Annotated in this window: 22 protein-coding genes; 9 read left to right on the top strand and 13 right to left on the bottom strand. The window is 67.1% G+C overall.

What is annotated here, in order from left to right:
• Positions 1-104: 104 nt before the first annotated feature.
• From CCR84_RS07295 to CCR84_RS07265, 7 genes are all read right to left on the bottom strand, one after another.
• The gene (locus CCR84_RS07295; RefSeq protein WP_201210947.1) at positions 105-710 is read right to left on the bottom strand and encodes an indolepyruvate oxidoreductase subunit beta; all 606 of its coding nucleotides are present in this window, start codon (positions 708-710) and stop codon (positions 105-107) included.
• Positions 711-769: 59 nt separating this feature from the next.
• Positions 770-2,650: a thiamine pyrophosphate-dependent enzyme gene (locus CCR84_RS07290; protein WP_201210945.1), complete on the bottom strand. Its 1,881-nt coding sequence runs from the start codon at positions 2,648-2,650 to the stop codon at positions 770-772.
• Between the two features lie 243 nt (positions 2,651-2,893).
• A complete protein-coding gene (locus tag CCR84_RS07285; RefSeq protein WP_242508599.1) occupies positions 2,894-4,291 on the bottom strand; it encodes a glycosyltransferase family 4 protein in 1,398 nt (465 codons plus the stop codon).
• A 12-nt stretch (positions 4,292-4,303) separates the two neighbouring features.
• Positions 4,304-4,675, bottom strand: a complete 372-nt coding sequence (locus CCR84_RS07280) for a diacylglycerol kinase (RefSeq protein ID WP_201210944.1) — start codon at positions 4,673-4,675, stop codon at positions 4,304-4,306.
• Positions 4,672-5,880, bottom strand: a complete 1,209-nt coding sequence (locus CCR84_RS07275) for a glycosyltransferase (protein ID WP_201210943.1) — start codon at positions 5,878-5,880, stop codon at positions 4,672-4,674. Before CCR84_RS07275 ends, CCR84_RS07280 begins: the two co-directional genes overlap by 4 nt.
• Complete coding sequence (locus CCR84_RS07270) at positions 5,868-6,734, bottom strand: UDP-2,3-diacylglucosamine diphosphatase (RefSeq protein ID WP_201210942.1); 867 nt, start codon at positions 6,732-6,734, stop codon at positions 5,868-5,870. Before CCR84_RS07270 ends, CCR84_RS07275 begins: the two co-directional genes overlap by 13 nt.
• 35 nt (positions 6,735-6,769) lie before the next feature.
• A complete protein-coding gene (locus CCR84_RS07265; protein ID WP_201210941.1) occupies positions 6,770-7,279 on the bottom strand; it encodes a hypothetical protein in 510 nt (169 codons plus the stop codon).
• A 162-nt stretch (positions 7,280-7,441) separates the two neighbouring features.
• On the opposite strand from CCR84_RS07265, the gene CCR84_RS07260 reads away from it, so the two are divergent.
• The 4 genes from CCR84_RS07260 to CCR84_RS07245 are packed head-to-tail and all read left to right on the top strand — an operon-like array spanning position 7,442 to position 11,618.
• Complete coding sequence (locus CCR84_RS07260) at positions 7,442-8,386, top strand: cation diffusion facilitator family transporter (protein ID WP_201210940.1); 945 nt, start codon at positions 7,442-7,444, stop codon at positions 8,384-8,386.
• Positions 8,387-8,399: 13 nt separating this feature from the next.
• Positions 8,400-9,722 carry a CorA family divalent cation transporter gene (locus CCR84_RS07255; protein WP_201210939.1) on the top strand — a complete coding sequence of 441 codons (1,323 nt, stop codon included), beginning with the start codon at positions 8,400-8,402 and terminating at the stop codon, positions 9,720-9,722.
• A 37-nt stretch (positions 9,723-9,759) separates the two neighbouring features.
• Complete coding sequence (locus tag CCR84_RS07250; protein ID WP_201210938.1) at positions 9,760-10,785, top strand: M14 family zinc carboxypeptidase; 1,026 nt, start codon at positions 9,760-9,762, stop codon at positions 10,783-10,785.
• Positions 10,782-11,618, top strand: a complete 837-nt coding sequence (locus tag CCR84_RS07245) for an alpha/beta fold hydrolase (RefSeq protein WP_201210936.1) — start codon at positions 10,782-10,784, stop codon at positions 11,616-11,618. The genes CCR84_RS07250 and CCR84_RS07245 overlap by 4 nt, the downstream gene beginning before the upstream one ends.
• Here CCR84_RS07245 and CCR84_RS07240 read toward each other — a convergent pair.
• A complete protein-coding gene (locus CCR84_RS07240; protein ID WP_201210934.1) occupies positions 11,589-12,215 on the bottom strand; it encodes a ParA family protein in 627 nt (208 codons plus the stop codon). The genes CCR84_RS07245 and CCR84_RS07240 overlap by 30 nt on opposite strands.
• 70 nt (positions 12,216-12,285) lie before the next feature.
• On the opposite strand from CCR84_RS07240, the gene CCR84_RS07235 reads away from it, so the two are divergent.
• Entirely contained in the window at positions 12,286-12,828 is a 543-nt protein-coding gene (locus tag CCR84_RS07235) for a hypothetical protein (protein ID WP_201210933.1), read from the top strand.
• Positions 12,829-12,848: 20 nt separating this feature from the next.
• Here CCR84_RS07235 and CCR84_RS16445 read toward each other — a convergent pair whose 3' ends face one another.
• The 5 genes from CCR84_RS16445 to CCR84_RS07205 form a co-directional block, all read right to left on the bottom strand.
• A complete protein-coding gene (locus CCR84_RS16445; protein ID WP_242508598.1) occupies positions 12,849-13,436 on the bottom strand; it encodes a SixA phosphatase family protein in 588 nt (195 codons plus the stop codon).
• Positions 13,437-13,520: 84 nt separating this feature from the next.
• Positions 13,521-13,757: a hypothetical protein gene (locus CCR84_RS07220; RefSeq protein WP_201210932.1), complete on the bottom strand. Its 237-nt coding sequence runs from the start codon at positions 13,755-13,757 to the stop codon at positions 13,521-13,523.
• 79 nt (positions 13,758-13,836) lie between these two features.
• On the bottom strand, positions 13,837-14,451 hold the full coding sequence (locus CCR84_RS07215) for a GNAT family N-acetyltransferase (RefSeq protein WP_201210931.1): 615 nt from the start codon (positions 14,449-14,451) through the stop codon (positions 13,837-13,839).
• A 165-nt stretch (positions 14,452-14,616) separates the two neighbouring features.
• Positions 14,617-15,084: a GNAT family N-acetyltransferase gene (locus CCR84_RS07210; protein ID WP_201210930.1), complete on the bottom strand. Its 468-nt coding sequence runs from the start codon at positions 15,082-15,084 to the stop codon at positions 14,617-14,619.
• A gap of 92 nt (positions 15,085-15,176) precedes the next feature.
• Complete coding sequence (locus CCR84_RS07205; RefSeq protein WP_201210929.1) at positions 15,177-17,138, bottom strand: PhoX family protein; 1,962 nt, start codon at positions 17,136-17,138, stop codon at positions 15,177-15,179.
• A gap of 251 nt (positions 17,139-17,389) precedes the next feature.
• Here CCR84_RS07205 and rpiA point away from each other — a divergent pair, with 251 nt between their 5' ends.
• From rpiA to CCR84_RS07185, 4 genes are all read left to right on the top strand, one after another.
• Complete coding sequence (gene rpiA / locus CCR84_RS07200) at positions 17,390-18,049, top strand: ribose-5-phosphate isomerase RpiA (protein WP_201210928.1); 660 nt, start codon at positions 17,390-17,392, stop codon at positions 18,047-18,049.
• Between the two features lie 69 nt (positions 18,050-18,118).
• Positions 18,119-18,826, top strand: a complete 708-nt coding sequence (phoU, locus tag CCR84_RS07195; protein WP_201210926.1) for a phosphate signaling complex protein PhoU — start codon at positions 18,119-18,121, stop codon at positions 18,824-18,826.
• Positions 18,827-19,383: 557 nt separating this feature from the next.
• Positions 19,384-20,121: a hypothetical protein gene (locus CCR84_RS07190; RefSeq protein WP_201210925.1), complete on the top strand. Its 738-nt coding sequence runs from the start codon at positions 19,384-19,386 to the stop codon at positions 20,119-20,121.
• An 11-nt stretch (positions 20,122-20,132) separates the two neighbouring features.
• A complete protein-coding gene (locus CCR84_RS07185) occupies positions 20,133-21,653 on the top strand; it encodes an ATP-binding protein (RefSeq protein WP_201210924.1) in 1,521 nt (506 codons plus the stop codon).
• Positions 21,654-22,133: the final 480 nt, after the last annotated feature.

Genomic DNA, 22,133 nt, shown 5'->3' with positions numbered 1-22,133 from the left:
GTGCAAGGCCTGGCGGGATTCAGCCCTACGCACTGGATCGCCACGCCCTGCGGGCTCGCGATGACGGGTGGCTGCTCCAAGGCAGCCGCTCCCACGACAGGCGCTCAGGCGGTCGCCGCGCTGGCGGCTGCGGCCCGGCCGGCGGCGAAGGCCTGGCGGTTGAGCTCGAGCATCGCCGGCTTGCGCGCGCCGAAGCGCTTCAACACCGCCTGTTCGAGCAGTTCGGCCGAAAAAGGCAGGTAGTCGGAGATGGCGCCGAGCATCACCGTGTTGCCGAGGCGGATGTCGCCGACCGCGAGCGCGATCGAGGTCGCGTCGAAGGCGACGACGCGCGTGCCGGCGGCGCGCACCGAGGCGATCGGATCTTCCGGATACTCGAACAGGCCGAGTTCGACGACCGGCGGCGACAGGCGCCCCTGATTGACCAGGGCCAGCGCGCCGGGGCGCAGCATGTGCCGCCAGCGCATGCCTTCGGCGGCTTCGAAGGCGAGCAGCAGGTCAGCCTCGCCCGGCGCGATCTGCGGCGACAGCACGCGCTTACCGAAGCGCAGGTGCGAGGAGACGACGCCGCCGCGCTGCGCCATGCCGGCGACTTCGGTCTTCTTGGCGTCATGGCCGAGCGCGATTGCGGCCTCGGCGAGGATTTCGGTGGCGGTCATCACGCCCTGGCCGCCGATGCCGACGACGAGGATGTTGGTGGTAGCAGACATGACAGGTGCTTTCGATTCAGGAGTTCGGGCAGACGCGCTGGACTGGACTTGGCGAGGACTCAGTGCTGCTTGAGGACATGGACGCTCGCCGCCTTCGGCGCCGGGACGATCGCCGTCGGCGCGCAGGGCTGCACGCACAGGCCGCAACCGGTACAGGCCGCGGTCTCGATGCGCACGAAGGACAGGTCGACCTCGCGGCCGTTCGGCTTCACCACCTTGGCGCGGCGCGTGACGTGGATCGCCGGGCAGCCGACCTCGACGCAGTTGCCGCAGCCCGTGCACTTGTCTTCCTCGACCATGAACGGCTGCTGCTTGTGGTAGTCCTTGACCAGCACGCAGGGCTGGTTGGTAATGATCACCGACGGTTCGGGGATCTTGGTTTCCTCGCGCAGGCGCTTGAACAGCGTCGGCAGTTCGTACGGATTGACGACATGCACGCGCTCCTCGCGCACGCCGAGCGCCTTGACCAGTGCCGGGAAATCGACGCGCACCGTCTCCTCGCCGTGGATGTCGCGGCCGTTGCCCGGGTTGTCCTGGCCGCCGGTCATGCCGACAGCGCGGTTGTCGAGCAGCAGCACGGTGACGTTGCCCTTGTTGTAGACGATGTCGAGCAGGCCCTGCATGCCCATGTGCATGAAGGTCGAGTCGCCGATGACGGCGACGATCTTGCGGTCCTTCTCGGCCGGGCTGCGGCCCTTGTCGAGGCCGAGCGCCATGCCCATCGACGCGCCCATCGAGATGCAGGTGTCGAGCGCATTCCACGGCTGGCCGGCGCCGAGCGTGTAGCAGCCGATGTCGCCCGAGATGGTGATGTTCTTCACCTGCGACAGCGTGTAATAGACGCCGAGGTGCGGACAGGCGACGCACATCGTCGGCGGCCGCGGGAAGACGGGCAGAGGCGCAGCAAGCGGCGCTGCGCTCGCCGGCAGCGTCTCGCCGAGCAGTCCGGCGACGGCCGGGCGCAGCACGTGCGGCGCCAGTTCGCCGATGCGCGGCAGGATCTCCTTGCCGACGACCGCGATCCCGGCTGCCTTCAGTTCGAGTTCGAGCAGCGGATCGACTTCCTCGGCGACGACCACGCGCTCGACGCCCGCGGCGAACTCGCGGATGCGTTCGATCGGCACCGGGTAGCTGAAGCCGAGCTTGAACAGCGGCGCGTCGGGGAAGGCCTCGCGCACGTGCAGCGCTGCTGGCCCAGAGGCGACGAAGCCGACGCGGCGGTCGCTGCCGTCCTCGACCACGTTGAGCGGCGACTCGGCCGCGGCCTGCGCCATCGCCTTCTCGCGCTCGAACATCAGCGGCAGCCGCTTGCCGGCGTTGCCGGGGACCATCACCCAGCGTGCCGCGTCCTTGGTGAAGCCCGACACCGGGCGTTCCTGGCGCTCGCCGACGACGACCAGCCCCTTGACGTGGCAGATGCGCGTCGTCAGGCGCAGCAGCACCGGCGCCTGGAAGCGCTCGGAAAGTTCGAAGGCGGCCAGCGTCATTGCGTAGGCTTCCTGCGAATCGGCAGGTTCGAACACCGGGATGTGCGCGAAGCGTCCCCAGTTGCGCGAGTCCTGCTCGTTCTGCGACGAGGACAGGCCGACATCGTCGGCGACCGCGATCACCAGGCCACCGTTGATGCCGGTCAGCGTCAGCGTCATCAACGCGTCGGCGGCGACATTGAGGCCGACGTGCTTCATCGCGCAGAAGGCGCGCGAACCGGCCATCGAGGCGCCGAGCGCGACTTCGAGCGACACCTTCTCGTTGATCGACCACTCGGTGTAGATGTCCGGATAGGTCGACAGCACTTCGAGCATCTCGGTCGAAGGCGTTCCCGGGTAGGCGGCGGCAACGCGGACACCGGCTTCCCAGACGGCGCGCGAGACCGCGTCGTTGCCGGACATGAACAGCCGGCTTTGCGCCGGGGCGGGGATCAGGGACGAGGCGGGAGCCATTGCAATTCCTCGGAGTGTCCGCAGCGGAAGCGGGCGGACGGGGTTCGACGCCCGCGACAAGGGGCGCAAAAAAGAGCGGAAAGTTAGCGCCAGCCAGGCCGAACCGCATTGACGTAGATCAAGCGCCGCCGCCGGGCCGGCTGCGCCAGACGGCGCAGGCGCACTCCATACGCTTGCGCATGGACGGAATCTTTCCTACATTACGGCCCCGATACGCAGCGGCGCCACACGCACCGCCACGAATCAAGCTTCGCCCTGCCGCCTATCCGGAGGCAGCGCGAAGCTTTCCCCACCCGTTTTCCCACCCGAACTGCCGAATTCCCCTTGTGGCTCGCGCACGCTGGCGACAACCGCAGCGCGCAGGGTGTCGGCAAAATGTGCGGCGACGCCGCTCCAGTCCCGCTCGCGCACACACTGCCGGGCACGTCGCCCAAGGCGGCGACGGATCGCGTCTTCCTTCGCCAGTTGCACGGCAGCGCCGATGAACGCTGCCTCGTCGCCCGGAGCGACGGTGCGACCGTTTTCGCCATCGACGATCAGTTCTGCCGCCGCCGCGCTGCGGAATGCCAGTACCGCCAGACCGCTCGCCATCGCCTCCTGCGTCACGTTGCCGAAGGTTTCGGTCAGGCTCGGAAAGAGGAAGAGATCGCCGGAGGCGTAGTGCGCCGCCAGGTCTTCGCCGCAGCGCTGGCCGGCGAAATGGATCGCCGCCGAGGCACTCGAACCCGGCGCGCCCTCGCCCGCCCAATTGCGCGCCAGCCGCGCACGCAGCGGGCCGTCACCGACGAGGACGAGACGCGCGTCGCGCCGATGCGCCCGGATGGCGGCGAAGGCGCGCAGGACGAGCTCGACGTTCTTTTCCGCCGCAAGTCGGCCGACGTAGAGCACGACCAGTCCGCCGGCGGCCGCCTGCCCCTCAGACCCTGCCTCGGCCGGCAGGGGCGGCGCGAGATCGAATTCGCCTTGTGCCTTGCCGGCGGCAGGCGCCTGCGCGCGAACGACCGGCCGGACGGGCTCGGCGGGCGCAGCGAGGCCCCAGGTGGCGCGCAATTCGTGACTGCGCCGCGCCGGGTCGAACAGCGTGCAATCGACGCCGCGACCGACGACCCTGACACCGGGGAGGCCGGCGCTGGCGAGGCTGTCGGCCAGCGCCGCGGTCGGCACCAGCGTCAGCCGCGTGCGCCGGTGAAAACGGCGCAGATATGCGGCCACCAGCGGCTGCAGGAAGCCGAAGCCGTAATGCCGGCTGTAGCGATCGAAATTGGTGTGGAAGCCGGAGGTGACCGGGATGCCGAGCGCGCGCGCCGCGGAGACCGCCGCAGCGCCGAGCGGGCCCTCGGTGACGACATGCACCACGTCGGGGCGCGCCGCGCGCCACGCCGCAGACAGGCGCGCGTACGCCGGCAGGCCGAAACGCAAGCCGGCATAGCCCGGCAGCGGCAGTCCGCGGACCAGCAGTTCGCGTGCGTCGCCTGGATCCTCCCTGTCGGCCGGCTGCCGCGGGCGCACGATGCGTACCCGGTGCCCCGCCGCACGCAGGCCGTCGACCAGACGCGCGATGGTCATGGCGACGCCGTTCACCTCCGGGGGATAGGTTTCGGTGACGATGACGAGATCAAGCGGACGCTGCAGGATCGACATGGGAGCCACCGCTCAGGAAAGGAGGACGCAGGCCCAGACGAGACCGACCTGGCTGAGCGCGACGAAGACGGCGGCGCTGCCGATATCCTTGGCCCGCTTCGCCAGCCTATGGTTTTCCAACGACACGCGATCGACGGCGGCCTCGATCGCCGAGTTGAGCAACTCGACAATGAGCACGACGAGGACGCTGCCGGCCATCAGCGCGCGGCCGACGCCCGCAGGCTCCAGCCAGAACGCCAGCGGAATGAGCAGGCAGGCGAGCCACACCTCCTGGCGAAACGCGTCCTCGCAGGCGTAAGCGGCGCGCAGCCCGGCGAGCGAATAGCCGCAGGCGTTGACGACGCGGCGCAGGCCGGTCTTGCCCTTGTAGGGACTTTCGCTCATGGCTCGCGCCGCCGACCGGCGACGACCTCCCGGTAGAGTGCCGCGAGCCTGGCGGCGAGCGCGCTGTCCGACCACTCGGCGGCCCAGGCGCGCCCTTCCGCGCCGAGCCGACGCGCCAGCGGCGCGTCGCCGAGGAGCAGGCACAGCGCGGAGGCAAAGGCCGCCGGACTGTCTTCGGGGACGAGCGCGCCGCGGCGCGCACCGAGGATGTCGACGGTGCCCATCACCGCCAGCGCGACCACCGGCAGTCCGGCGGCCATCGCTTCGAGCAGCACCAGCCCCTGCGTCTCGGTGCGCGAGGCGAAGACGAAGGCGTCGGCCGCCGCGTAGCATGCCGGCAGCTCGGTGTTGCGGTCGAGGTAGCCGAGAAAGCTGACATTGCCGGCGAGCCCGCGCGCTGCCACCGCCTCGCGCAAGCCGGCCAGCGCCGGGCCTTCACCGGCGATGACGAAGAGCAGCTCGGGGATCGATTGGCGCGCCAGCAGGGCGACCTCAAGCAGGAAGTCGATGTTCTTCTCGGCGGCGACGCGGCCGACGTAGAGCGCGACCGGCCGCTCGCTGCCGATGCCATGCGCGGCGCGAAAGTCGGCGCGTATCCTGGCCCGGTCCTTGCCCCGTTCGCCGGGCGCAGTCTCGCCCGGCGCTGCGAAGCGGGCGAGCGGGATTCCGGTCGGCAGGACGTGCATCGGCGTGGTGACGCCGTACTCGCCGAGCCGGCGGCGGATCGCCTGCGAGGGAACGACCACGGCGTCGAGCGCGTTGCATTGCCGGCGCGAGAAGCGCCGCGCCATGCCGCGCAGCCACGGCGCGGGGACGAAGGGCGCGTAGTGCTGCAGGTATTCCTCGAACAGCGTGTGATAGGTGGCGATCACCGGCAGCCGATGCCTGCGCGCGGCGCCGTGGGCGGCGTAGTGGGCGAGGAAGGGCGTCTGCACGTGCACCAGGTCGCAGCCGCGTGCGAGCGCCGCGTCGACCGTGCGCCTGAGCTCGTTCCAGTCGAGCACGCGGTCTTCCGGATCACGCGGTACCGGCCGCCCGCGCACGCGGCTGATCCACGCTTCGCCGCCGCTTTCGCCGCCGTAGTCCGGCGCCACCAGATGGAGGTCGATGCCTTCCCTGGCCAGCGTCTCGCGACAGGTCTGGATGGCGGTCGACACCCCGTTGATGCGCGGGAAATAGACGTCGGAAACCATCAGGACACGCATTCGGCCTCCTCGCGGGAAGCCGTGGCGGGGACTGCCGCCAGGCCCGGCAGCGCGCCGGGCGCCGGGACGGTGTCTGCCGGAAAGTCGCGCTGGCGCGCCGGCAAGCTCTGCGTCTGCGTGGCGGCACCCCAGGACAGCAGTTCGAGGCGGCCGTCGCCGTGCTCGACGATCGCCGTGCAGCTGTCGACCCAGTCGCCGCAATTGACGTAGGTCAGCCCGCCGACTTCGCGCAGCGCAGCGCTGTGGATGTGGCCGCAGATGATGCCGTCGAGTCCACGCTGACGCGCGCTGTGGATCGCCGCGGCCTCGAAGTCGAAGATGAATTGCAGCGCCTTCTTGACGCGGCGCTTGGCGTAGCCGGCCAGCGACCAGTAGCCGGGTCGGCCGAGCTTGCGGCGGATGCGCGACAGGCCGCCGTTGAACAGCACCAGCGTGTTGTAGGCCATGTCGCCGAGAACCGCGACCCAGCGGTGATGGCGCGTGATCTGGTCGAACTCGTCGCCGTGCAGGAGCAGGAAGCGACGGCCGTCGGCGAGCTCGTGCACCAGTTCCTCGACCACCAGGATGTCGCCGAAAGCGACTCCTGCGTACTCGCGCAGCGCCTCGTCGTGGTTGCCGGGGATGAAGACGATGCGCTCGCCGTGGCGCGCCCGGCGCAGGATCTTCTGCACGAAGGTGTTCTGCGCCGGTGTCCAGTGGATGCTGCGGTTCATCGCCCAGAAATCGACGATGTCGCCGATCAGGAAGACGTTTTCGGCGCTGTACTCGCGCAGGAAATCGAGCAGCCGGTCGGCCTGGCAGGCGCGGGTGCCGAGGTGGATGTCGGAGAGGAAGATCGAGCGAACGCTGGGCATGTCGCCGATGCTGACGGTGCCGCGTTACAGATGCATTAAACGACCCGGTCCTTATGCATACCCAGTTCTGCGAGCGAGGCCTCGACCTCTCGCGAGGCGGCGCCGGCCAGTGCCTGGATCGTCTCGCCGGAAGCGTTGACGGCCGTCTGCAGCAGGTGCAGCGCGGCCTCGCCCTGGGGCGGGGTGATCTTCTCGGTGCGTTCGAGGATGTCTGCGCCGAGGGCCTGCGCGCCCCGCGCACTCTCCGACGACCAGGCGATCAGGCGCCCGCTCAGGTCCGCCAGCGCGCCCACCTGCTGCTGCAAGGACGCGTTGGCCAGTTGCCGCAGTTCGTCGTCGCTCATCAGCGCCACGAGTTGTGCGGACAGCGCCGCGCTGGTCGGCGCAGCGGCGAGCGCGGCAGCATGTTCGCTGAAACGGCGGCCGACGCTCATCTGGCAGCGCAGGACAGCTGCCATGTGCTCCATGCAGGAGCTCGCCAGCGCGTGCGGCGTGTCGAGGGTCGAATGACGCAACAGGGCAAGGGTGGGTTCCTTGTAGTACATGGCAATTCTCACGAACGATGGGCGGCTGATCCCCGCAAACCGCTCATTTTACGTGAAGAAGATTACCGCTCTTTGGCAGGGACTTCGCCCGCAAGTCGGTGCGGGTGCAGCGGCGCTTGCGGTTAGAATCGGCGCCTGACAACACTCACGATGCACTGCACCATGCGCCAGGACGACCTTCAACACGCTGCCGCCGACTTCGACGACGAGGACAACTCGCCGGAACGGCAGGCTGCGACCAAGCGCAGCACCTGGATCAGCGTCGCGGTGAACATCGGGCTGACCATATCTCAGGTCAGCGCCGGCATCGTCTCGGGATCGCAGGGGCTGATCGCCGACGGCATCCATTCCTTGTCCGACCTCGTTGCCGACTTCGTCGTCCTGCTCGCGGCGCAGCACAGCAGCAAGGCGCCCGACGAACGACACCACTACGGCCATCAGCGCTACGAGAACGCCGCTTCGCTGGTGCTCGGGTTGCTGCTGCTGGCGGTCGGGGTCGGCATGATCTGGTCAGCGGCGCACAAGCTGCAGACGCCGGAGAGCATCCCGACGGTGCAGTCGGTCGCGCTGTGGGTCGCGCTCGGCGCGCTGCTGGTCAAGGAAGCGCTGTTCCGCTACATGCTGGCGGTCGCCGAGAGGGTACGCTCGAGCATGCTGGTGGCGAACGCCTGGCATGCGCGTTCCGACGCGGCTTCCTCGCTGGTCGTCGCGATCGGCATCGGCGGCAACATGCTCGGTTTCCCGCTGCTCGACCCGATCGCCGCGCTGATCGTCGGCTTCATGGTCGCGCGCACCGGCTGGAGCTTTGCCTGGGACGCGCTGCACGACCTGACCGACCGCGCCGCAACCGAGGAGCAGGTCGAGGCGATCGCCGCCGACATCCGCGCGACCCCCGGCGTGCTCGGCTTCCACGACCTCAAGACGCGCAAGACCGGCGACATGATCCTCGCCGACGTGCACCTCGAGGTCGACGGCAGCCTGACCGTCGCCGAAGGTCACGACATCGCCCACGCGGCGCGCGTCAGGGTGATGGAACGGCATCCCGTGCTCGACCTGATGACCCACGTCGACCCGGTGACGCCGAAGGCGCACCGGGATGCGGACTAGAAGGAGATCGGCGATGTCCCTGGAGACCGTGCAGAGGCTGCTCGACAAGCAAAAGTTGGTGGCGGGCATCGTCCATAGCCAGAACCGCGCACGCCAGGAGATCGTCGAGACGCTGGTGCACAAGCAGCATCTCGCCGAACTGGAGAACCTCCTGGCCAGGCTGCCCGCCGCCGAGATCGGCCGCATCCTTGCGGCGCTGCCGATCGACGACGCACGACTGGTGTGGAAACGGGTTGCGGACGAGCGCGCGGGCGACGTCCTCTGGGAGATCTCCGAGTCGCTGCGCGAGCAACTGGCCGGGGTGCGCGAAGCGAGCCTGTCCGAGAGCCAGATGAACGCCTTCGAACTGATCGACGGGCGCCTGCACCAGGTCGAGATCTGCACGCGCCAGGACCTCGCCGGAATGAAGCCGATCTGGATCGACCTGATTAACGCCAGCGCGGCCGAGCGGCGCTATCTCGGCGAGCACTTCGGCGTCGAACTGCCGGATCCGGGTGACGCCACCGACCTGGAGGTGAGTTCGCGTTTCCACATCGAGGACAACGACGACATCCACCTGCACTCGAACTTCCTGCTCGACCGCGAGGGCAATTCGCGCAGCGTCCCCGTCGCCTTCATCCTGCACGAAGGCATCCTGTTCTCGCTGCGCAACGAGGAACTGCCGGTTTTCCGCCTGCAGCGTCGGCGCGCGCGGCTGCGCCATGGCTACGTCCAGGACTGCTACGACATCCTGCTCGACCTTTACGGCGCCGACGTCGAGTATTCGGCGGACTCGCTCGAGGACATCTACCGGACCCTGAGCCGGGTCGGCAAGCACGTGCTCAGCGAGACCATGTCCGACCAGGAAGCAGCCAGTGTCCTCGCCGCCATCGCCGAGGAGGAGGACCTCAACGGCCGCATCCGCAGCAACATCCTCGACACGCAACGCGCGCTGCTCTTCCTGATGCAGAGCCGGCTGCTGTCGCCGGCGCAACTCGGCGACAGCAAGCAGGTCCTGCGCAACATCGAGTCGCTCAACAGCCACACCGCCTTCCTCTTCGACAAGATCAACTTCCTGATGGACGCCACCATCGGCTTCATCAACATCAACCAGAACCGGCGAGTGAGCCAGCTGACGGTGTTCAGCGTGGTGTTCATGCCGATCAACATCATCGCCGGCATGGGCGGGATGTCCGAGTTCTCGATGATGACCGAGGGCACCCCCTGGCCGATCGCCTACGGCGCCTTTGCCGGGGTGATGGGCCTGGTCGGCTGGGGAACCTACATCGGGCTGAAACACTTCGAACAACGCAAACTCAAGCAGGCCGCCAGAGGGAAGCTGCTGGCCTCGGGCTAGGACCGCCGGCGAACCCTCTCCCAGCGTAAAAGCCGCCGTGACGCGATCCCCGCTCCCCGAACTGATCGAACTGGAGCGCATCGTCGCCCTGGGGGGCGCCCATCTCGACGCCCGCGTGAGCTGCGAGGTGACGAGCAGGGGGCTGCGCTTCCCGGTCTACGCGATCACGCTCGGCAACCCGAGCCCGGACGTGCCGGCGCTCGGTTTCTTCGGTGGCGTCCATGGCCTCGAACGGATCGGTGCCGAAGTCGTCATCACCTATCTGCGCAGCCTGGTGATGCGCCTGGCCTGGGACGACACGCTGCATCGACAGCTCGAGTCGCTGCGCCTCGTCTTCATGCCGCTCGTCAATCCCGGCGGACTGTGGCAGGGCACGCGGGCCAACCCGAGCGGCATCGACCTGATGCGCAATGCGCCGCTGGAGGCCAGCGAACGCGTCGCCTTCCTGGTCGGCGGACATCGACTCGGCGGCGCCCTGCCCTGGTATCGCGGCGTGGCCAACGCGCCGATGGAAGCCGAGAGCGCGGCACTCTGCCGGGTCGTCGAGCAGGAACTGCTGAGCCGGGACTTCAGCATCGCGCTCGACTGCCACTCGGGCTTCGGCAGCCGTGACCGCATCTGGTTTCCCTGGGCGCACAGCACCCGACCGATGCCGCACCTGGCGGAAATTCATGCGCTCAAGGAAATCTTCGACCGCGCGCACAGCCATCACCGCTACCTGTTCGAGCCGCAGAGCCGTCACTACCTGACCCACGGCGACCTGTGGGACTGGCTCTACCGCAAGGCCTGCAGCGATCCGGCGCGCCGTTTCCTGCCACTGACGCTGGAGATGGGATCGTGGCTTTGGGTCAGGAAAAATCCGCGGCAAGTGTTTTCCCGCCACGGCCTCTTCAATCCGCTGATCGGGCACCGGCAGCAGCGCGTCCTGCGCGGGCACATGCTCTGGTTCGACTTCCTCGTCCGCGCCGCCGCCAGCCACGCGCGCTGGCTGCCTCAGGCCGAGGAGCGCAGCGAGCATGAGCGACGCGCGCTCGCCGCGTGGTACGGAAAGGGACGCGCGTGAGCCGCTGGATCTTCCTGCGCGGACTGACGCGTGAACGCCGGCACTGGGGCCGCTTTCCCGAAACCTTCCGCCGGGAAATTCCCGACAGCGAGATCCATGCGCCGGACCTGCCCGGCAACGGGACGCGCCACCGCGAGGAGAGCCCGCTGCGCGTCGGGGAGATGGCGGAGTCCGTCCGTGCCGGCTTGCGCGCCGACGGCGTCGCGCCGCCTTACCGGCTGCTGGCGATGTCGCTGGGGGCGATGGTGGCCACGGCGTGGGCCCTGCGCCACCCGGCGGAAATTTCCGGCTGCGTCCTGATCAATACCAGCCTGCGCCCGTTCAGCCCCTTCTACCGGCGGCTACGCCCGCAGAACTACCCGCGCCTGCTGCGCCTCGCGCTCTTCGGCGGCAGCGACGAGGCGTGGGAAGAAACGATCCTGGCACTCACCAGCCGGCGCGACCCGGCCAGCGCCGAGGTCCTGCGGGAATGGATCGCCTTACGGCACGAACACCCGGTGTCGACGCGCAACGCGCTCAGGCAGTTGCGCGCCGCCGCCTGCTACCGGGCGCCGCTGACGCCTCCGGAGCCACCGCTGCTGGTGCTGGGCAGCCGGCAGGACGCGCTGGTCGACGCGGCGTGCTCGCGCCGGCTCGCCAGTTGCTGGCGGACCGCATTTGCCGAGCACCCGTGGGCCGGTCACGACCTCCCGCTCGACGACGGCGCCTGGGTGGCGCGACAGGTCAAGCGCTGGTTGCAGGACGAGAGCGGGGACGGCGAGGAAACGACTGCGTCCTGCGCGCTCGCCGGCGGCAGTCCGCCATCAGCGGCGCTTGACCAGCCAGTCGAGTAGCGGCTGCCACTGCTCGCGATCGGCCGGCGCCGGCTCGTTGCGATCGAACAGGGTTTCGCCGCTGTCGATGGCCCTGACGTAGCGCTGTGAGTTACGGATGCAGGTGATCAAGGGCAGGTCGAATTGCCCGAGGAACTCGACCAGTTGCCGCGAGGCCTGGGTGCGCGCATCGACGCGCATGCCGACGATGCCGATGTGCACACGCTCCTGGCGGACTGCCTTGGTCTCGGCCAGTGCCTCGAAGAATTCCTGGCTGGCGAGCATGTCGAATTTCGACGGCGAGACCGGTACGACGACGCGATCGACCTCGCCGAGCAGGTGCTTGAGCCGCTTGCCGTGCAGTCCCGCCGGCGTGTCGAAGATGGCCACGTTGCAGTCGCGCGGCGGCGGCGGCAACTCGTCCTCGTCGAGCTGCCAGTGACGGATCCTGGCCAGCCCGGCCGGGCGTTGCTTCAGCCACAAGCGGCTCGATTGCTGGCGATCGAGGTCGGCCAGATAAACGATATCGTCGAAACGGGCAAACCAGCTCGCCAGATGCACTGCCAGCGTCGACTTGCCGCTCCCCCCTTTCGGGTTCGCCACCATGATCCTGCGCATTGCCACACCCCGATTTTGTCTATAAACTGTTTATACAGTATATCCCATGCGATCCAACAAGGAGAACACCATGAGCGAAACGCAAGCGCCGGAGCTGTCCGCCGCACCGAGCACCGTCGACACCGCGGCCCCGGCAGCCCCCGTTGCAGCCAAGGCGGCCAAGGCAGCAACGCCCAAGCGCGCCGTGAAGCCTGCGGCGAAGAAAGCAGCTGCTGCCAAAGCGCCCGCAGCGGAGAAGGTCCCTGCCGCGGCGCCGGCTCCTGCAGCCCAGGCCGAAGTCAAGCCCGAAGTCCAGCCTGCCACGGAGGCAGTTGCCGCCGAGCCGCAGCCGAAGGCGCAGAAACCGGCCAAGGCTGCGCCGGAAGCCGAGAGCAAGGGCAAGAAGGCGAGCGCGAAGAAGCCGAAGCTGGTGCGCGACAGTTTCACTTTCCCGGAGACCGATTATGCACTGCTGGCGAAGCTGAAGCAGCGGGCACTGGCTTCCGGCTGCGAAATCAAGAAGAGCGAACTGGTGCGTGCCGGACTCGCGCTGCTCGACTCGCTCGCCGCCGACGACCTCGCCAAGGCCCTCGGCGCGGTCGAGCGCATCAAGACGGGGCGCCCGAAGAAGTAAGACGCCACGCTCGCCGGTACTCAGCCGAACTGCTCCGGACCGACCACGGCGCGCAACACCATCTGGGTCTCGCCGCGCCGTGCGCGCTGCGAGAACCACCAGACCGCGCCTTTCTGGACGGTCCAGTCAGCTTCACGCCCGGAGAGGATGAGCGCCGCGAGTCGACCGAGCGTCGGCTGGTGACCGACGATGAGGAGCGCGCGTTTGCGGCGCCTGTCGCGCGACTCCTTTTCGCGGGAATCCCTCTCGCCGGGCGACTTTTCGCGCGCAGACGGGCTGCGCCGCTCCTCGAGGCTGTCGCGCAGGCTGCCACCTGAGTCGTCCTCGTCGTCGTCGCCGCCGCCCGGCCAGCCGACCGCGGCGAACAGGTCGGGGAGACTGGCCGAGATCCCCAGGCGCGGGTCGGTGTCGAAGGGGAGGTGCAGCGCTGCCGCGGTCTGCTGGCAGCGGAGCGCCGGACTGGCCACGATGCGCAGGTGCCTGGGGCCGTGCTCCTTCAGCCAGCCGGCCATCTGCCGCGCCTGCCTCTCGCCGCGCTCGGTGAGTCTACGCTTGTGGTCGGGTGTCCGTTCTTCGGCTTCGGCGTGACGCCACAGCAACAGGTCCATTCTGTCCTCGACGCAAAAGACGCATCCTGAATGGAATATGTTGCATCCCCATTTCAAGCCGATCCGATCGGCGTCCCCCCGGAGCTAGTCGGCAAGTGCCAGCGCTTGCAGGCGACGCGAATACTGGGCCTGGCGGCGCGCCTCTTCGCGGTTGATCAGCGACTGCCGTTGCCCGAAGGCATCGCGTTCGGCGGTGCTGCGTGTGGACGCGAGGATGCTGTGCACGCAGCGCCAGCGCAATCCTCGCCGGGTCAGGAAAAGTCGCATCTCTGCCTTGGGATGATGTACGCGGCAGCTGTAGCAGAAGACGGTCTCGGTCATCTCGCCCCCGTAGCGAACAAGCAACGGGGCAAGCGTGCACTGCGGAGGTTACCCGATCATGACAATGGCGATTTGCGCACTACGCGTGTGCGGCGTGTCTCGCCTCGGCGATCGCCACGGGCGAAGGAAGGCGCCCCCCCTCCTTCGCTGCATCGAGCGGCAGTATCAGGTTCCTGACCGGCGCTCGTTCGCTGTCGGCGGTCACGGCAAAACCGTTGCGCCGGGCGAGCGCAAGCATCCTCGTGTTGCTCCCCAGGACACGGGCGCGGATCGCCGAGAGTCCGCGTTCGCGCGCATCCTGGATCAGCGCACGCAGCAGCGGGCCGGCCACCCCGGCCCCCTGCCAGGCGTCGGCGACGACGATCGCCAGTTCGCAGCTGCCATCGTCCTCGATCCAGAGACGGCCGCAGGCGATCTGCGTCTCGACCTGACGCTCGCCCTGCAACTCGTCGCTGACGACGACGAAACGACGACAGCGCATCGGGTCGGGCCGGCAGATCTCGGCGAGTTGCGCCGCCGAGAAACAAAACCCGCAACTGCCGAAGCGGAAGTAGCGCGTTGCGCAGGACAAGCCCTCGAAGAAGGCAGTCATTCTGGCGAGGTCACCCGGAGCGACCGGTCGCAGTCTCACCCATCGGCCGTCCGGAGTCTTCCAGAAGCTGACGATGCTTTTGTCGAGCGCTTGCGAACCCATGGTGAAGATCTTCCCGGTAGCTGCAACAAGGCAGCCAGACGCCTTCCAGCGCCGGCACGGACGCGCCCTGCGAACGCCAATGCATGCAGCGGCACATCGTTTCAGGCAGTGATCCTGAAACTTTCAATTAATACGAAACCCTACGCGCCCTTTATTAAATTTTCGTTACGCACCTGGATTCCCGAACTCGTGCACCAACAGGGTCCGCCCGTCCGCCTTGTCCTCGCTGAACGGCCTGAAGCCGTAAGCGATGAACCGTTTCTTGTGCGTGCTGGAAACGAGGATGCGTCCCGAACCGAAATTCGCGAGCACCCAAGCCATCCGCGCCTGGATCAGTGCCTTGGCAATCCCCTGTCCCCGCGCAGCCCTGTCGACTGCGGACAGGTACAGGATGTGGGTGTCTGAAGCCCAGTCTGCGGCCTTCACGCCGCCAGCTCCGACCACCTCCCCGCCTCGGTAGGCGACGAAAAATTTTCGATAGAAGGGATCGCCTGCAGGTTCCAGTGCGGAACGGATTCGCTGCTCGTCATAACGCTCCGGATCGCCGAAAGCCTCGACGAGAAGGCGAACGACCGCCGCATGGCCGGCCAGGTCGGCGCTGGCGAGTTCCTCGATACGCGTGTCTTCCGACATCCGACCTCCCTGATGAAGGTGTTTTGAACGAGCCATTTCGCAGCAGCAAGCGCAGCCCGAACTCAGACGCCGCCCAAGCGGCAGCCCGGCTTTCAGCGCGTCATTGCCGGCAGCCCGTCGATGTAGCCGACCATGCCGCGCGGGTCGATCTTGCGCCGCAGATCGACCTTGATCGAGTCGGGATACGGGCCGAGGTCCTCGGCGGCGCCGGGGTGCTGGACGTTGGCGGTGAGGTAGGCGTGGCCGTTGATGTCGTCGTAGACGTTGAGGCCGGTGGTCTCGCCGCCGGCCGGCGCGCTGAAGATGCGGACCAGCGCCTGCGAATCGACGTTGTACGCCCACAGGAAGTTGTTCAGGTGCTTGCCGGAATCCTCGCCGATGAACAGCGTGCGCATCGCCTCCGAGTAGCGCAGGTTGTCCGGGTTGGCGATCTTCTCCGTGTTGCACTTGTCGAATTTGCCGACCTGCGCGCCCGCCGGCTGTCGTTCGCCCCAGACGCGAGCGACCATGTCGACGGCGACGAAGTCGCTCTCGATCGGCGCACCGCTGGTGTCCTTCTGGCCGCCGCGTAACTGGCTCTCATAGACCACGCCGCAAGTCAGATCCTTCTCGTCGCCGGCGAGGCGGATGTCGTCCTGCGGGCGGGTGCCGTTGCGGCCGTCGATCATGCCGGCGCGCACGTAGCTCATCGCCGTCCATTGCTTGCGCTCGGCGACCGAGTGCGCGATCCCCTCCATCTTCGAGAACTCAGTCGTCGCCCCCAGCCAGGCCGCGTAGCGCCGGGTTTCGAGGAAGGCCGCGGCGAATTCCTGGCCGGGCTTCAGGCGGTAGTACTCGAGCGCCGACTTGCCGCCGCTACCCGTATAGACCTGGAGCGGCCGGAACTCGGCGAAGCGCGCAGGGTCGGCCTTGACCGCTTCCGGCGATGCGAACTCCCAGATATCCGAGAAGCGGATGCCGCCGTCGACCAGCGCCTTCACTTCGGCGTCGCTGGCGTGACCGAGCCTGATCCAGTGCAGGCGCGCGCGGCCGAAGTCGGCTCCGTCCTCCTGCAGCCATTTCGCCGCGTAGAGCGTCCCGGCCGAGAGGTCGTTGGCGCGGTCGGCGACGTACATGGCACGGATCACGTCGTCACCGTCGTCGCCGAAGTAGACGGTCCTGCCGTCGGCCATGACCTCGCCGAGTTCGAAGGACAGGCGGCCCATCGCGTAGTGCTTCTCCACCCGCGTGCTGCCGTCCGGGCGCACGAAGACCTCGACGATGTGGCCGTAGCGATAGGGGTTGGCGCCGCCCTCGCCGGCCAGGCGGCCCGGAGTGCCGCGGTAGAGGTTCATCGGTTCCAGCGGCTTCTTCTCGAAGACGCGCGCGTCGGGCTCGTATTCCTCGCTGCCGAGGTGGGTGAGCCAGGGCGTGGTCGAGCCGTTGCACGGAATCCAGAGCCCATCGACCGACGAGAAATCGACGTTGGCGAGCTTCACCGGCGCGAGCCTGCCACTCACCGCATCCTGGTCGAGGACGGTGAGGTTCATCGCCATCGGCAGCAGGCCGTAGAGATCGACCGGTGGCTTCCCCGGATCGACGTTGGCCGCCTGCGTCGCGTATTCGAGATGGTTGACCAGGAACAGGGTCCTGCCCTTGACGCCATCGACTTGGGCGCCGGGGATCGCCAGGAGCGAGCTGCCGTCGGCGCCCGCCGCCAGGAAGGGGCCGCGCGCACGCTGGCCCTTGCCGTCCGGCGGAGACTCGAGGATGGGCCGCCCGACATGGTCGACGATGAGGCCGGCGTAGCCGCCGTCGATGTAGTCGCCGGAGCGGTGCAGCACGCGATAGGAGAGCGGGAAGCGCCGCGTCGAGCCGTCGGCCAGCGTCAGCACCGCCGAAGAAGTCGTGTAGGCGCTGCTCATCTCCAGTTCGTTCGCCGGCGCCTTGGTCGGCGTGAACGCGACGGCGCGCACCTGCAGCGGTGCATTGTCCGCCGCCAGCGCGCTGCCGCAGGCGAGCGTCGCGCTGAAAACGATCGCCGCAGCAGCGGCAGAACGGGCCTTGTTGATCATGCTTGCCTCCTGGAATATTGCCCTAGGCACTGGATCGCCACGGGCCTGTGGCCCTCGCGATGAGCTGCCTGTGCTCCGGGCCGCGTCTTTGCTTTCGACCCACCCTAACGCGCGGCGATGACAAAGCCGTGACAAGTACGCAGCGGTACGCGGCGCGCAGGCAAAAAAGACCAGCGCCGCGAGCAGCGACCGCTCGGCGCGGTGGCGCTTGCCTTAAAATGGGGGATTATTCTTCAAGCTGCCTTGCCCCCATGACCCAGGACGAACTCAAACAGGCCGTTGCCCGTGCCGCACTCGCTTACGTCGTCGAAGGCCGCATCGTCGGCGTCGGCACCGGATCGACCGCCAACCATTTCATCGACGCGCTGGCCACGATCAAGGACCGCATTCCCGGTGCCGTCGCCAGTTCCGAAGCGACGCGCAAGCGCCTCGAAGGCCACGGCATCCGCGTCTTCGACCTCAACGAGGTCGAGGACCTGCCCGTCTATGTCGACGGTGCCGACGAGATCACCGTCGAAATGCACATGACCAAGGGCGGCGGCGGCGCGCTGACGCGCGAGAAGATCGTCGCCGCGGTGGCGCAGAAGTTCGTCTGCATCGTCGACGAAAGCAAGCTGGTACCGGTGCTCGGACGCTTTCCGCTGCCGGTCGAGGTGATCCCGCTGGCGCGCGCGCACGTCGCCCGCCAGCTCGCCCGGCTCGGCGGCGAGCCGAGGCTGCGCGAGGGCTTCGTCACCGACAACGGCAACCTGATCCTCGACGTGCATGGCCTCTCGATCGTCGATCCGGAAGCGCTGGAGACAGAGATCAACCAGATCGCCGGCGTCGTCGCCAACGGTCTCTTTGCCTGCCGCCCTGCCGACGTCTGTCTGCTCGGCAGCGGCGATGGCGTGCGCACGCTGGCGACTTGAAATATTACTGTCATCCTGAACAGGCAAACTCCCGTGTTCGGCACGCAATCAACTCGCAGGAGCTCAACAATGACTGACCAGCATCACACCTCAAAGAATTTCGACCTCGAGATGGAAACCCTGCGCACCGGCGTCCTGGAAATGGGCGGCCTCGTCGAGTTGCAGGTGCGGCGTGCGCTCGAGGGGCTGCGTAGCGGCAACATGGCGCAGCTCGAGGCGGTGATCCGCGACGACAGCCGCGTGAACCAGATGGAGAACGATCTGGACCATGCGTGCAACCAGGTCATCGCCAAGCGTCAGCCGACGGCGATCGACCTGCGCATGATCATCACCGTCCTGAAGAGCATTTCCGACCTCGAGCGCATCGGCGACAAGGCGCGCAAGATCGCCCGCTACGGCGTCGCCCTGCACGACCAGCACGGCGCGACTTCGCCGAGCGTGGATCTCAACCACATGGCCGAAGTGGCGCTGTCGATGCTGCGCACCTCGCTCGACGCCTTTGCCCGCCTCGATCCGGTGGCGGCGGCGCGCACGTTGCACATCGACGAGACGGTGAACGGCGAGTACCAGTCGATCATCCGTCAGTTGATCACCTACATGATGGAAGACCCGCGCTCGATCTCCAGCGCGCTCGACATCATGGCGATGGCCAAGGCGATCGAACGCGTCGGCGACCACTCGAAGAACATCGCCGAGTACGTGATCTACATGGCCAAGGGGATCTCGGTGCGCCACGCGAGCCCGAGCGAAGTCGACGAGAAGATCGCGGCGGCTTAAGCAGCGAAAGCCATCGCAGTGAAAGAGCCCCGCAAGTGGCTTTTTCTTTGCAGTGCGGGGGGCAGTTCCCGCATCCTCGCCTTGATCGGCGAGCGATGCAGTCTACCGTCCCCGGGCGAACGGCGAAACCCGTCGGCCTCCGGGTGGCGCCTGGCCAGCAAAAACAAAGCCCCGGGTGACCCGAGCCGTTTCCTAAATCTTTTGAAATAATTCCCTCGTAATTTTGCCGGCAACTAGGGCCTCTGCGGAGGCCCTAGTCGTCTCAAACGCCCCTTGCCGTGAAGCGTTTCGTCGCCTCGGCTGATAAGATGACAGGATATTTAGACTATCTTGGGGGGCGAATGGCTGATTGTTATCTGTGCGGGGCGTATATCCCCCGAGGGCAAGGCTTCCGGCGGAATGTCCAGACGGGCACCTCGCACCGGATTTATGTCGGACGGCGGCCCGGCGGCTCCACGGGCGTCCAGTATGGGACCCGGACGCTCTGCCATACCTGTGCCAGAATCCAGGACGAGCAGCGTTCGGGCGGCGGCCTTCGAGCCTTCGCATTCCTTTGCATGTGCGCGCTGCTGGTCTTTCTCGGGTTCCAAGCCTTCAAGGCGGACCTCGCTCTCGTCGGCCTGGCGCTTTGGGCGGCCGGCCCCATCGTTTGGGCGATCGTCGAGTCGAACATCAAGAAGCAGGTCGCCGAACGGGTTTGGCAGGAAGACAACCAGCCTTACATTCCGCCGCCGCAAGCCGCCGCCGGTCCAGAGCGCGCCGAGGCGCAAGACGAGGACGGCGCCGCCGCGGGGATGGAAGCCTTGCGCGGCTTCTTCTCGGCGGGAGAGTTCCGCCTTGGGTTTTCCGCCATCAAGGATGGCGAAAGCTTGACCGAGTGGTGTGAACGCACCGCCGAGGCCTTCCCCGCAGCCTCCACGATCAGCAAGCAGGAAATCCGCGATCTGCTCGTCTCCGCCGTCCAGTTCCGCAAGCCGAGGGCCGGCGAGCCCGTCGCCGTTTGGTTCGACGAAACGACGGAGCGCCTGCGGGAGGTGTCGAGGAGCGTTTCAACCGACCTCTTCGGCCCGGAATCGGGGCGGCGGCCGGACGAGTCGAACCTCCAATGGCTCCGCCGCGTCGGCCCCCTGTTCCTGAATGTGAAGGACGGCGAGAGCAAAGATGACGTGATCGACGCGCTGGTCGGGATCGCCGACCAAGCCCCGCCGAACAAGGGGGAGAGCGTCATGGTCTGGTTCCAGCGGGTCCGTCCGCTGATCGACGAATACAACGCCCGCCAAGACGAAGCGGCGTAGGAGGTCCGGCGATGAAGAAGTTCGACCTGAACATCGACCGGATGCTCGAAAACTGGGACGCGTTCCACGCCGTCCGGGAAATCATCGCCAACGCCCTCGACGAGCAGGCCCTGACCGGAACGCAGGGAATCTCCATCGCCCGCAACGCCGAGGGCCTCTGGCGGATTCGGGACTTCGGCCGAGGCCTGCGCCACGAGCACTTCACGATGAACGAGAATCAGGAGAAGCTCGATCATCCGGGCCTCATCGGCAAGTTCGGCGTGGGCTTGAAGGACGCGCTGGCCACATTCGACCGGCTAGGCATCGAAACCCGCATCCGCTCCAAGTTCTGCGACGTCGCCTTCGACCGTTCCGAGAAGCACGACTTCTCCGACGTCGTCACCTTGCATGCCTGCATCTCCGATCCGTCCGACCCCGCGTTCGTCGGAACGGAGTTCGTCCTCAAAGGCTGCTCCGACGAGGACGTCGAGAAGGCCAAGCGGCTGTTCCTGCGCTTCTCCGGCGAGGAGGCGCTCGAACGGACGCCCTACGGAGAGGTCCTGCGGAAGTCCGGGTCCGTCGCTTACATCTACATCAATGGCATTCGCGTCGCCGAGGAGGAGAACTTCCTCTTTTCCTACAACATCACCTCGCTGACGGCCGCCATCAAGAAAGCCCTCAACCGCGAGAGGACGAACGTCGGGCGGACGGCCTACTCCGAGCGGGTGAAGTCGATCCTGCTGGCGTCCTCTTCGGAGGCCGTCGCCAAGGCCCTCGTCGACGATCTGGGCAACTTCGGAAGTGGCACGCTACACGACGAGATGAAGTGGACGGACGTCTCCGTGCATGCCTCGAAGATCACCAACGCCTCGGGGAATGTCCTGTTCCTGACGGACGAGGAGATCATGGACGCTCCGCGATTCGTCGAGGAGGCTCGGGCGAGCGGCCGGCAAATCATCACGATCCCCAGCACCGTCAAGGACAAGCTCTCCGGCCAAGTCGACGCGGGAGGCAACCCCATCCAGGACTTGGGCAACTTCGTCTCCGCGTGGAACGACGGCTTCGAGTTCAAGTTCGTTTCGGCCGACGCTCTCGCTCCCGGGGAACGGTCGGTCTTCGAGATGACCGGCCGGATCGCCGGCCTCGTCGGCGGGCTGCCTTCGATCGTTCGGAAGGTGAAGATTTCCGAGACGATGCGGCCCGAGTCGGGAAGCTTCTCGGAAGCCCGCGGGCTTTGGAACGGCGAGGACATCGTCGTCAAGCGGAGTGAGCTCGCTTCCGTCGAGGCCTACGCAGCCGTCCTGTTGCATGAGATCGGGCACGCCCGAAGCGGGGAGACAGACATCACCATCGGCTTCGAGCAGGAGCTGACAGCTCTTCTCGGGAAAGTCGCCGCGGAAGCCCTGCGCAACGCTCCGGCCCACTCGCAGGAGCCGACCAAGGCTCGAAGCCCCGACCTCCCGGACGCATGGCGCCTGCCGCAAGCGGCGAGCCGCCAAACCGCTCCCGCGAAGAAGCCCGGGTTCTGGTCTCGGCTGTTCGGCAATGGTTAGCGGACGGATTGATCAAAACCTTGGGCCTTCTTTGGCGTAGGCAAACCAGGAAATTCCGGCTCTTTTGAAAAATGAGTGGGTGCCCATGGCATGCAATCCGCGGTTGGTAAGTGGAAGCCCCCCTACTTCCCCCCCTATCCCCGCCCCAGGGCGGGGAAGTCCTCGCCGCGGGACGGGCTCGGAAGCAGACGCCGCAAGGCTTTGCCTGCCCCAAGCCCTTGAGCGTGTGGATGCGTCCGGCTGCATCAAGGGTACGCTTCGCCGGGCTACGGCCGCCCTTGGGCCGGCCAGACTCATCGGCTAAGGAAACGCTGAATAAAGCGCCAATCTGAGCCGGTGAGCCTCGCAAATTTCGCGATTGCCTATTTTTTAAGCAAATTATCGGTCAATTTTCCGATTTTTCCCCCTGAATCCGTGCTTTTCAGCCCTTTTTCGCCCCATTTCCCGCGCTCAGGACGCAATTTGCCCGTCGAGCGCCAT

Origin of the sequence: Rhodocyclus purpureus (assembly GCF_016653115.1) — a bacterium.
Classification (GTDB): domain Bacteria; phylum Pseudomonadota; class Gammaproteobacteria; order Burkholderiales; family Rhodocyclaceae; genus Rhodocyclus; species Rhodocyclus purpureus.
The sequence above is the reverse complement of the archived record's forward strand: the minus strand, read 5'-3'. Positions and strand labels throughout refer to the sequence as shown.

Excerpts from the sequence above, each read along its gene's own strand:
- CCR84_RS07215 (WP_201210931.1), bottom strand. The coding sequence starts at position 14,451 with ATGGGTTCGCAAGCGCTCGACAAAAGCATCGTCAGCTTCTGGAAGACT.
- CCR84_RS07240 (WP_201210934.1), bottom strand. The coding sequence starts at position 12,215 with ATGCGCAGGATCATGGTGGCGAACCCGAAAGGGGGGAGCGGCAAGTCG.
- CCR84_RS07235 (WP_201210933.1), top strand. The coding sequence starts at position 12,286 with ATGAGCGAAACGCAAGCGCCGGAGCTGTCCGCCGCACCGAGCACCGTC.
- CCR84_RS07275 (WP_201210943.1), bottom strand. The coding sequence starts at position 5,880 with ATGCGTGTCCTGATGGTTTCCGACGTCTATTTCCCGCGCATCAACGGG.
- CCR84_RS16445 (WP_242508598.1), bottom strand. The coding sequence starts at position 13,436 with ATGGACCTGTTGCTGTGGCGTCACGCCGAAGCCGAAGAACGGACACCC.
- rpiA (WP_201210928.1), top strand. The coding sequence starts at position 17,390 with ATGACCCAGGACGAACTCAAACAGGCCGTTGCCCGTGCCGCACTCGCT.
- CCR84_RS07285 (WP_242508599.1), bottom strand. The coding sequence starts at position 4,291 with ATGTCGATCCTGCAGCGTCCGCTTGATCTCGTCATCGTCACCGAAACC.
- CCR84_RS07280 (WP_201210944.1), bottom strand. The coding sequence starts at position 4,675 with ATGAGCGAAAGTCCCTACAAGGGCAAGACCGGCCTGCGCCGCGTCGTC.
- CCR84_RS07210 (WP_201210930.1), bottom strand. The coding sequence starts at position 15,084 with ATGTCGGAAGACACGCGTATCGAGGAACTCGCCAGCGCCGACCTGGCC.
- CCR84_RS07260 (WP_201210940.1), top strand. The coding sequence starts at position 7,442 with ATGCGCCAGGACGACCTTCAACACGCTGCCGCCGACTTCGACGACGAG.
- CCR84_RS07205 (WP_201210929.1), bottom strand. The coding sequence starts at position 17,138 with ATGATCAACAAGGCCCGTTCTGCCGCTGCTGCGGCGATCGTTTTCAGC.
- CCR84_RS07190 (WP_201210925.1), top strand. The coding sequence starts at position 19,384 with ATGTGCGCGCTGCTGGTCTTTCTCGGGTTCCAAGCCTTCAAGGCGGAC.
- CCR84_RS07185 (WP_201210924.1), top strand. The coding sequence starts at position 20,133 with ATGAAGAAGTTCGACCTGAACATCGACCGGATGCTCGAAAACTGGGAC.
- CCR84_RS07270 (WP_201210942.1), bottom strand. The coding sequence starts at position 6,734 with ATGCCCAGCGTTCGCTCGATCTTCCTCTCCGACATCCACCTCGGCACC.
- CCR84_RS07290 (WP_201210945.1), bottom strand. The coding sequence starts at position 2,650 with ATGGCTCCCGCCTCGTCCCTGATCCCCGCCCCGGCGCAAAGCCGGCTG.
- CCR84_RS07265 (WP_201210941.1), bottom strand. The coding sequence starts at position 7,279 with ATGTACTACAAGGAACCCACCCTTGCCCTGTTGCGTCATTCGACCCTC.
- CCR84_RS07295 (WP_201210947.1), bottom strand. The coding sequence starts at position 710 with ATGTCTGCTACCACCAACATCCTCGTCGTCGGCATCGGCGGCCAGGGC.
- CCR84_RS07255 (WP_201210939.1), top strand. The coding sequence starts at position 8,400 with ATGTCCCTGGAGACCGTGCAGAGGCTGCTCGACAAGCAAAAGTTGGTG.
- CCR84_RS07220 (WP_201210932.1), bottom strand. The coding sequence starts at position 13,757 with ATGACCGAGACCGTCTTCTGCTACAGCTGCCGCGTACATCATCCCAAG.
- phoU (WP_201210926.1), top strand. The coding sequence starts at position 18,119 with ATGACTGACCAGCATCACACCTCAAAGAATTTCGACCTCGAGATGGAA.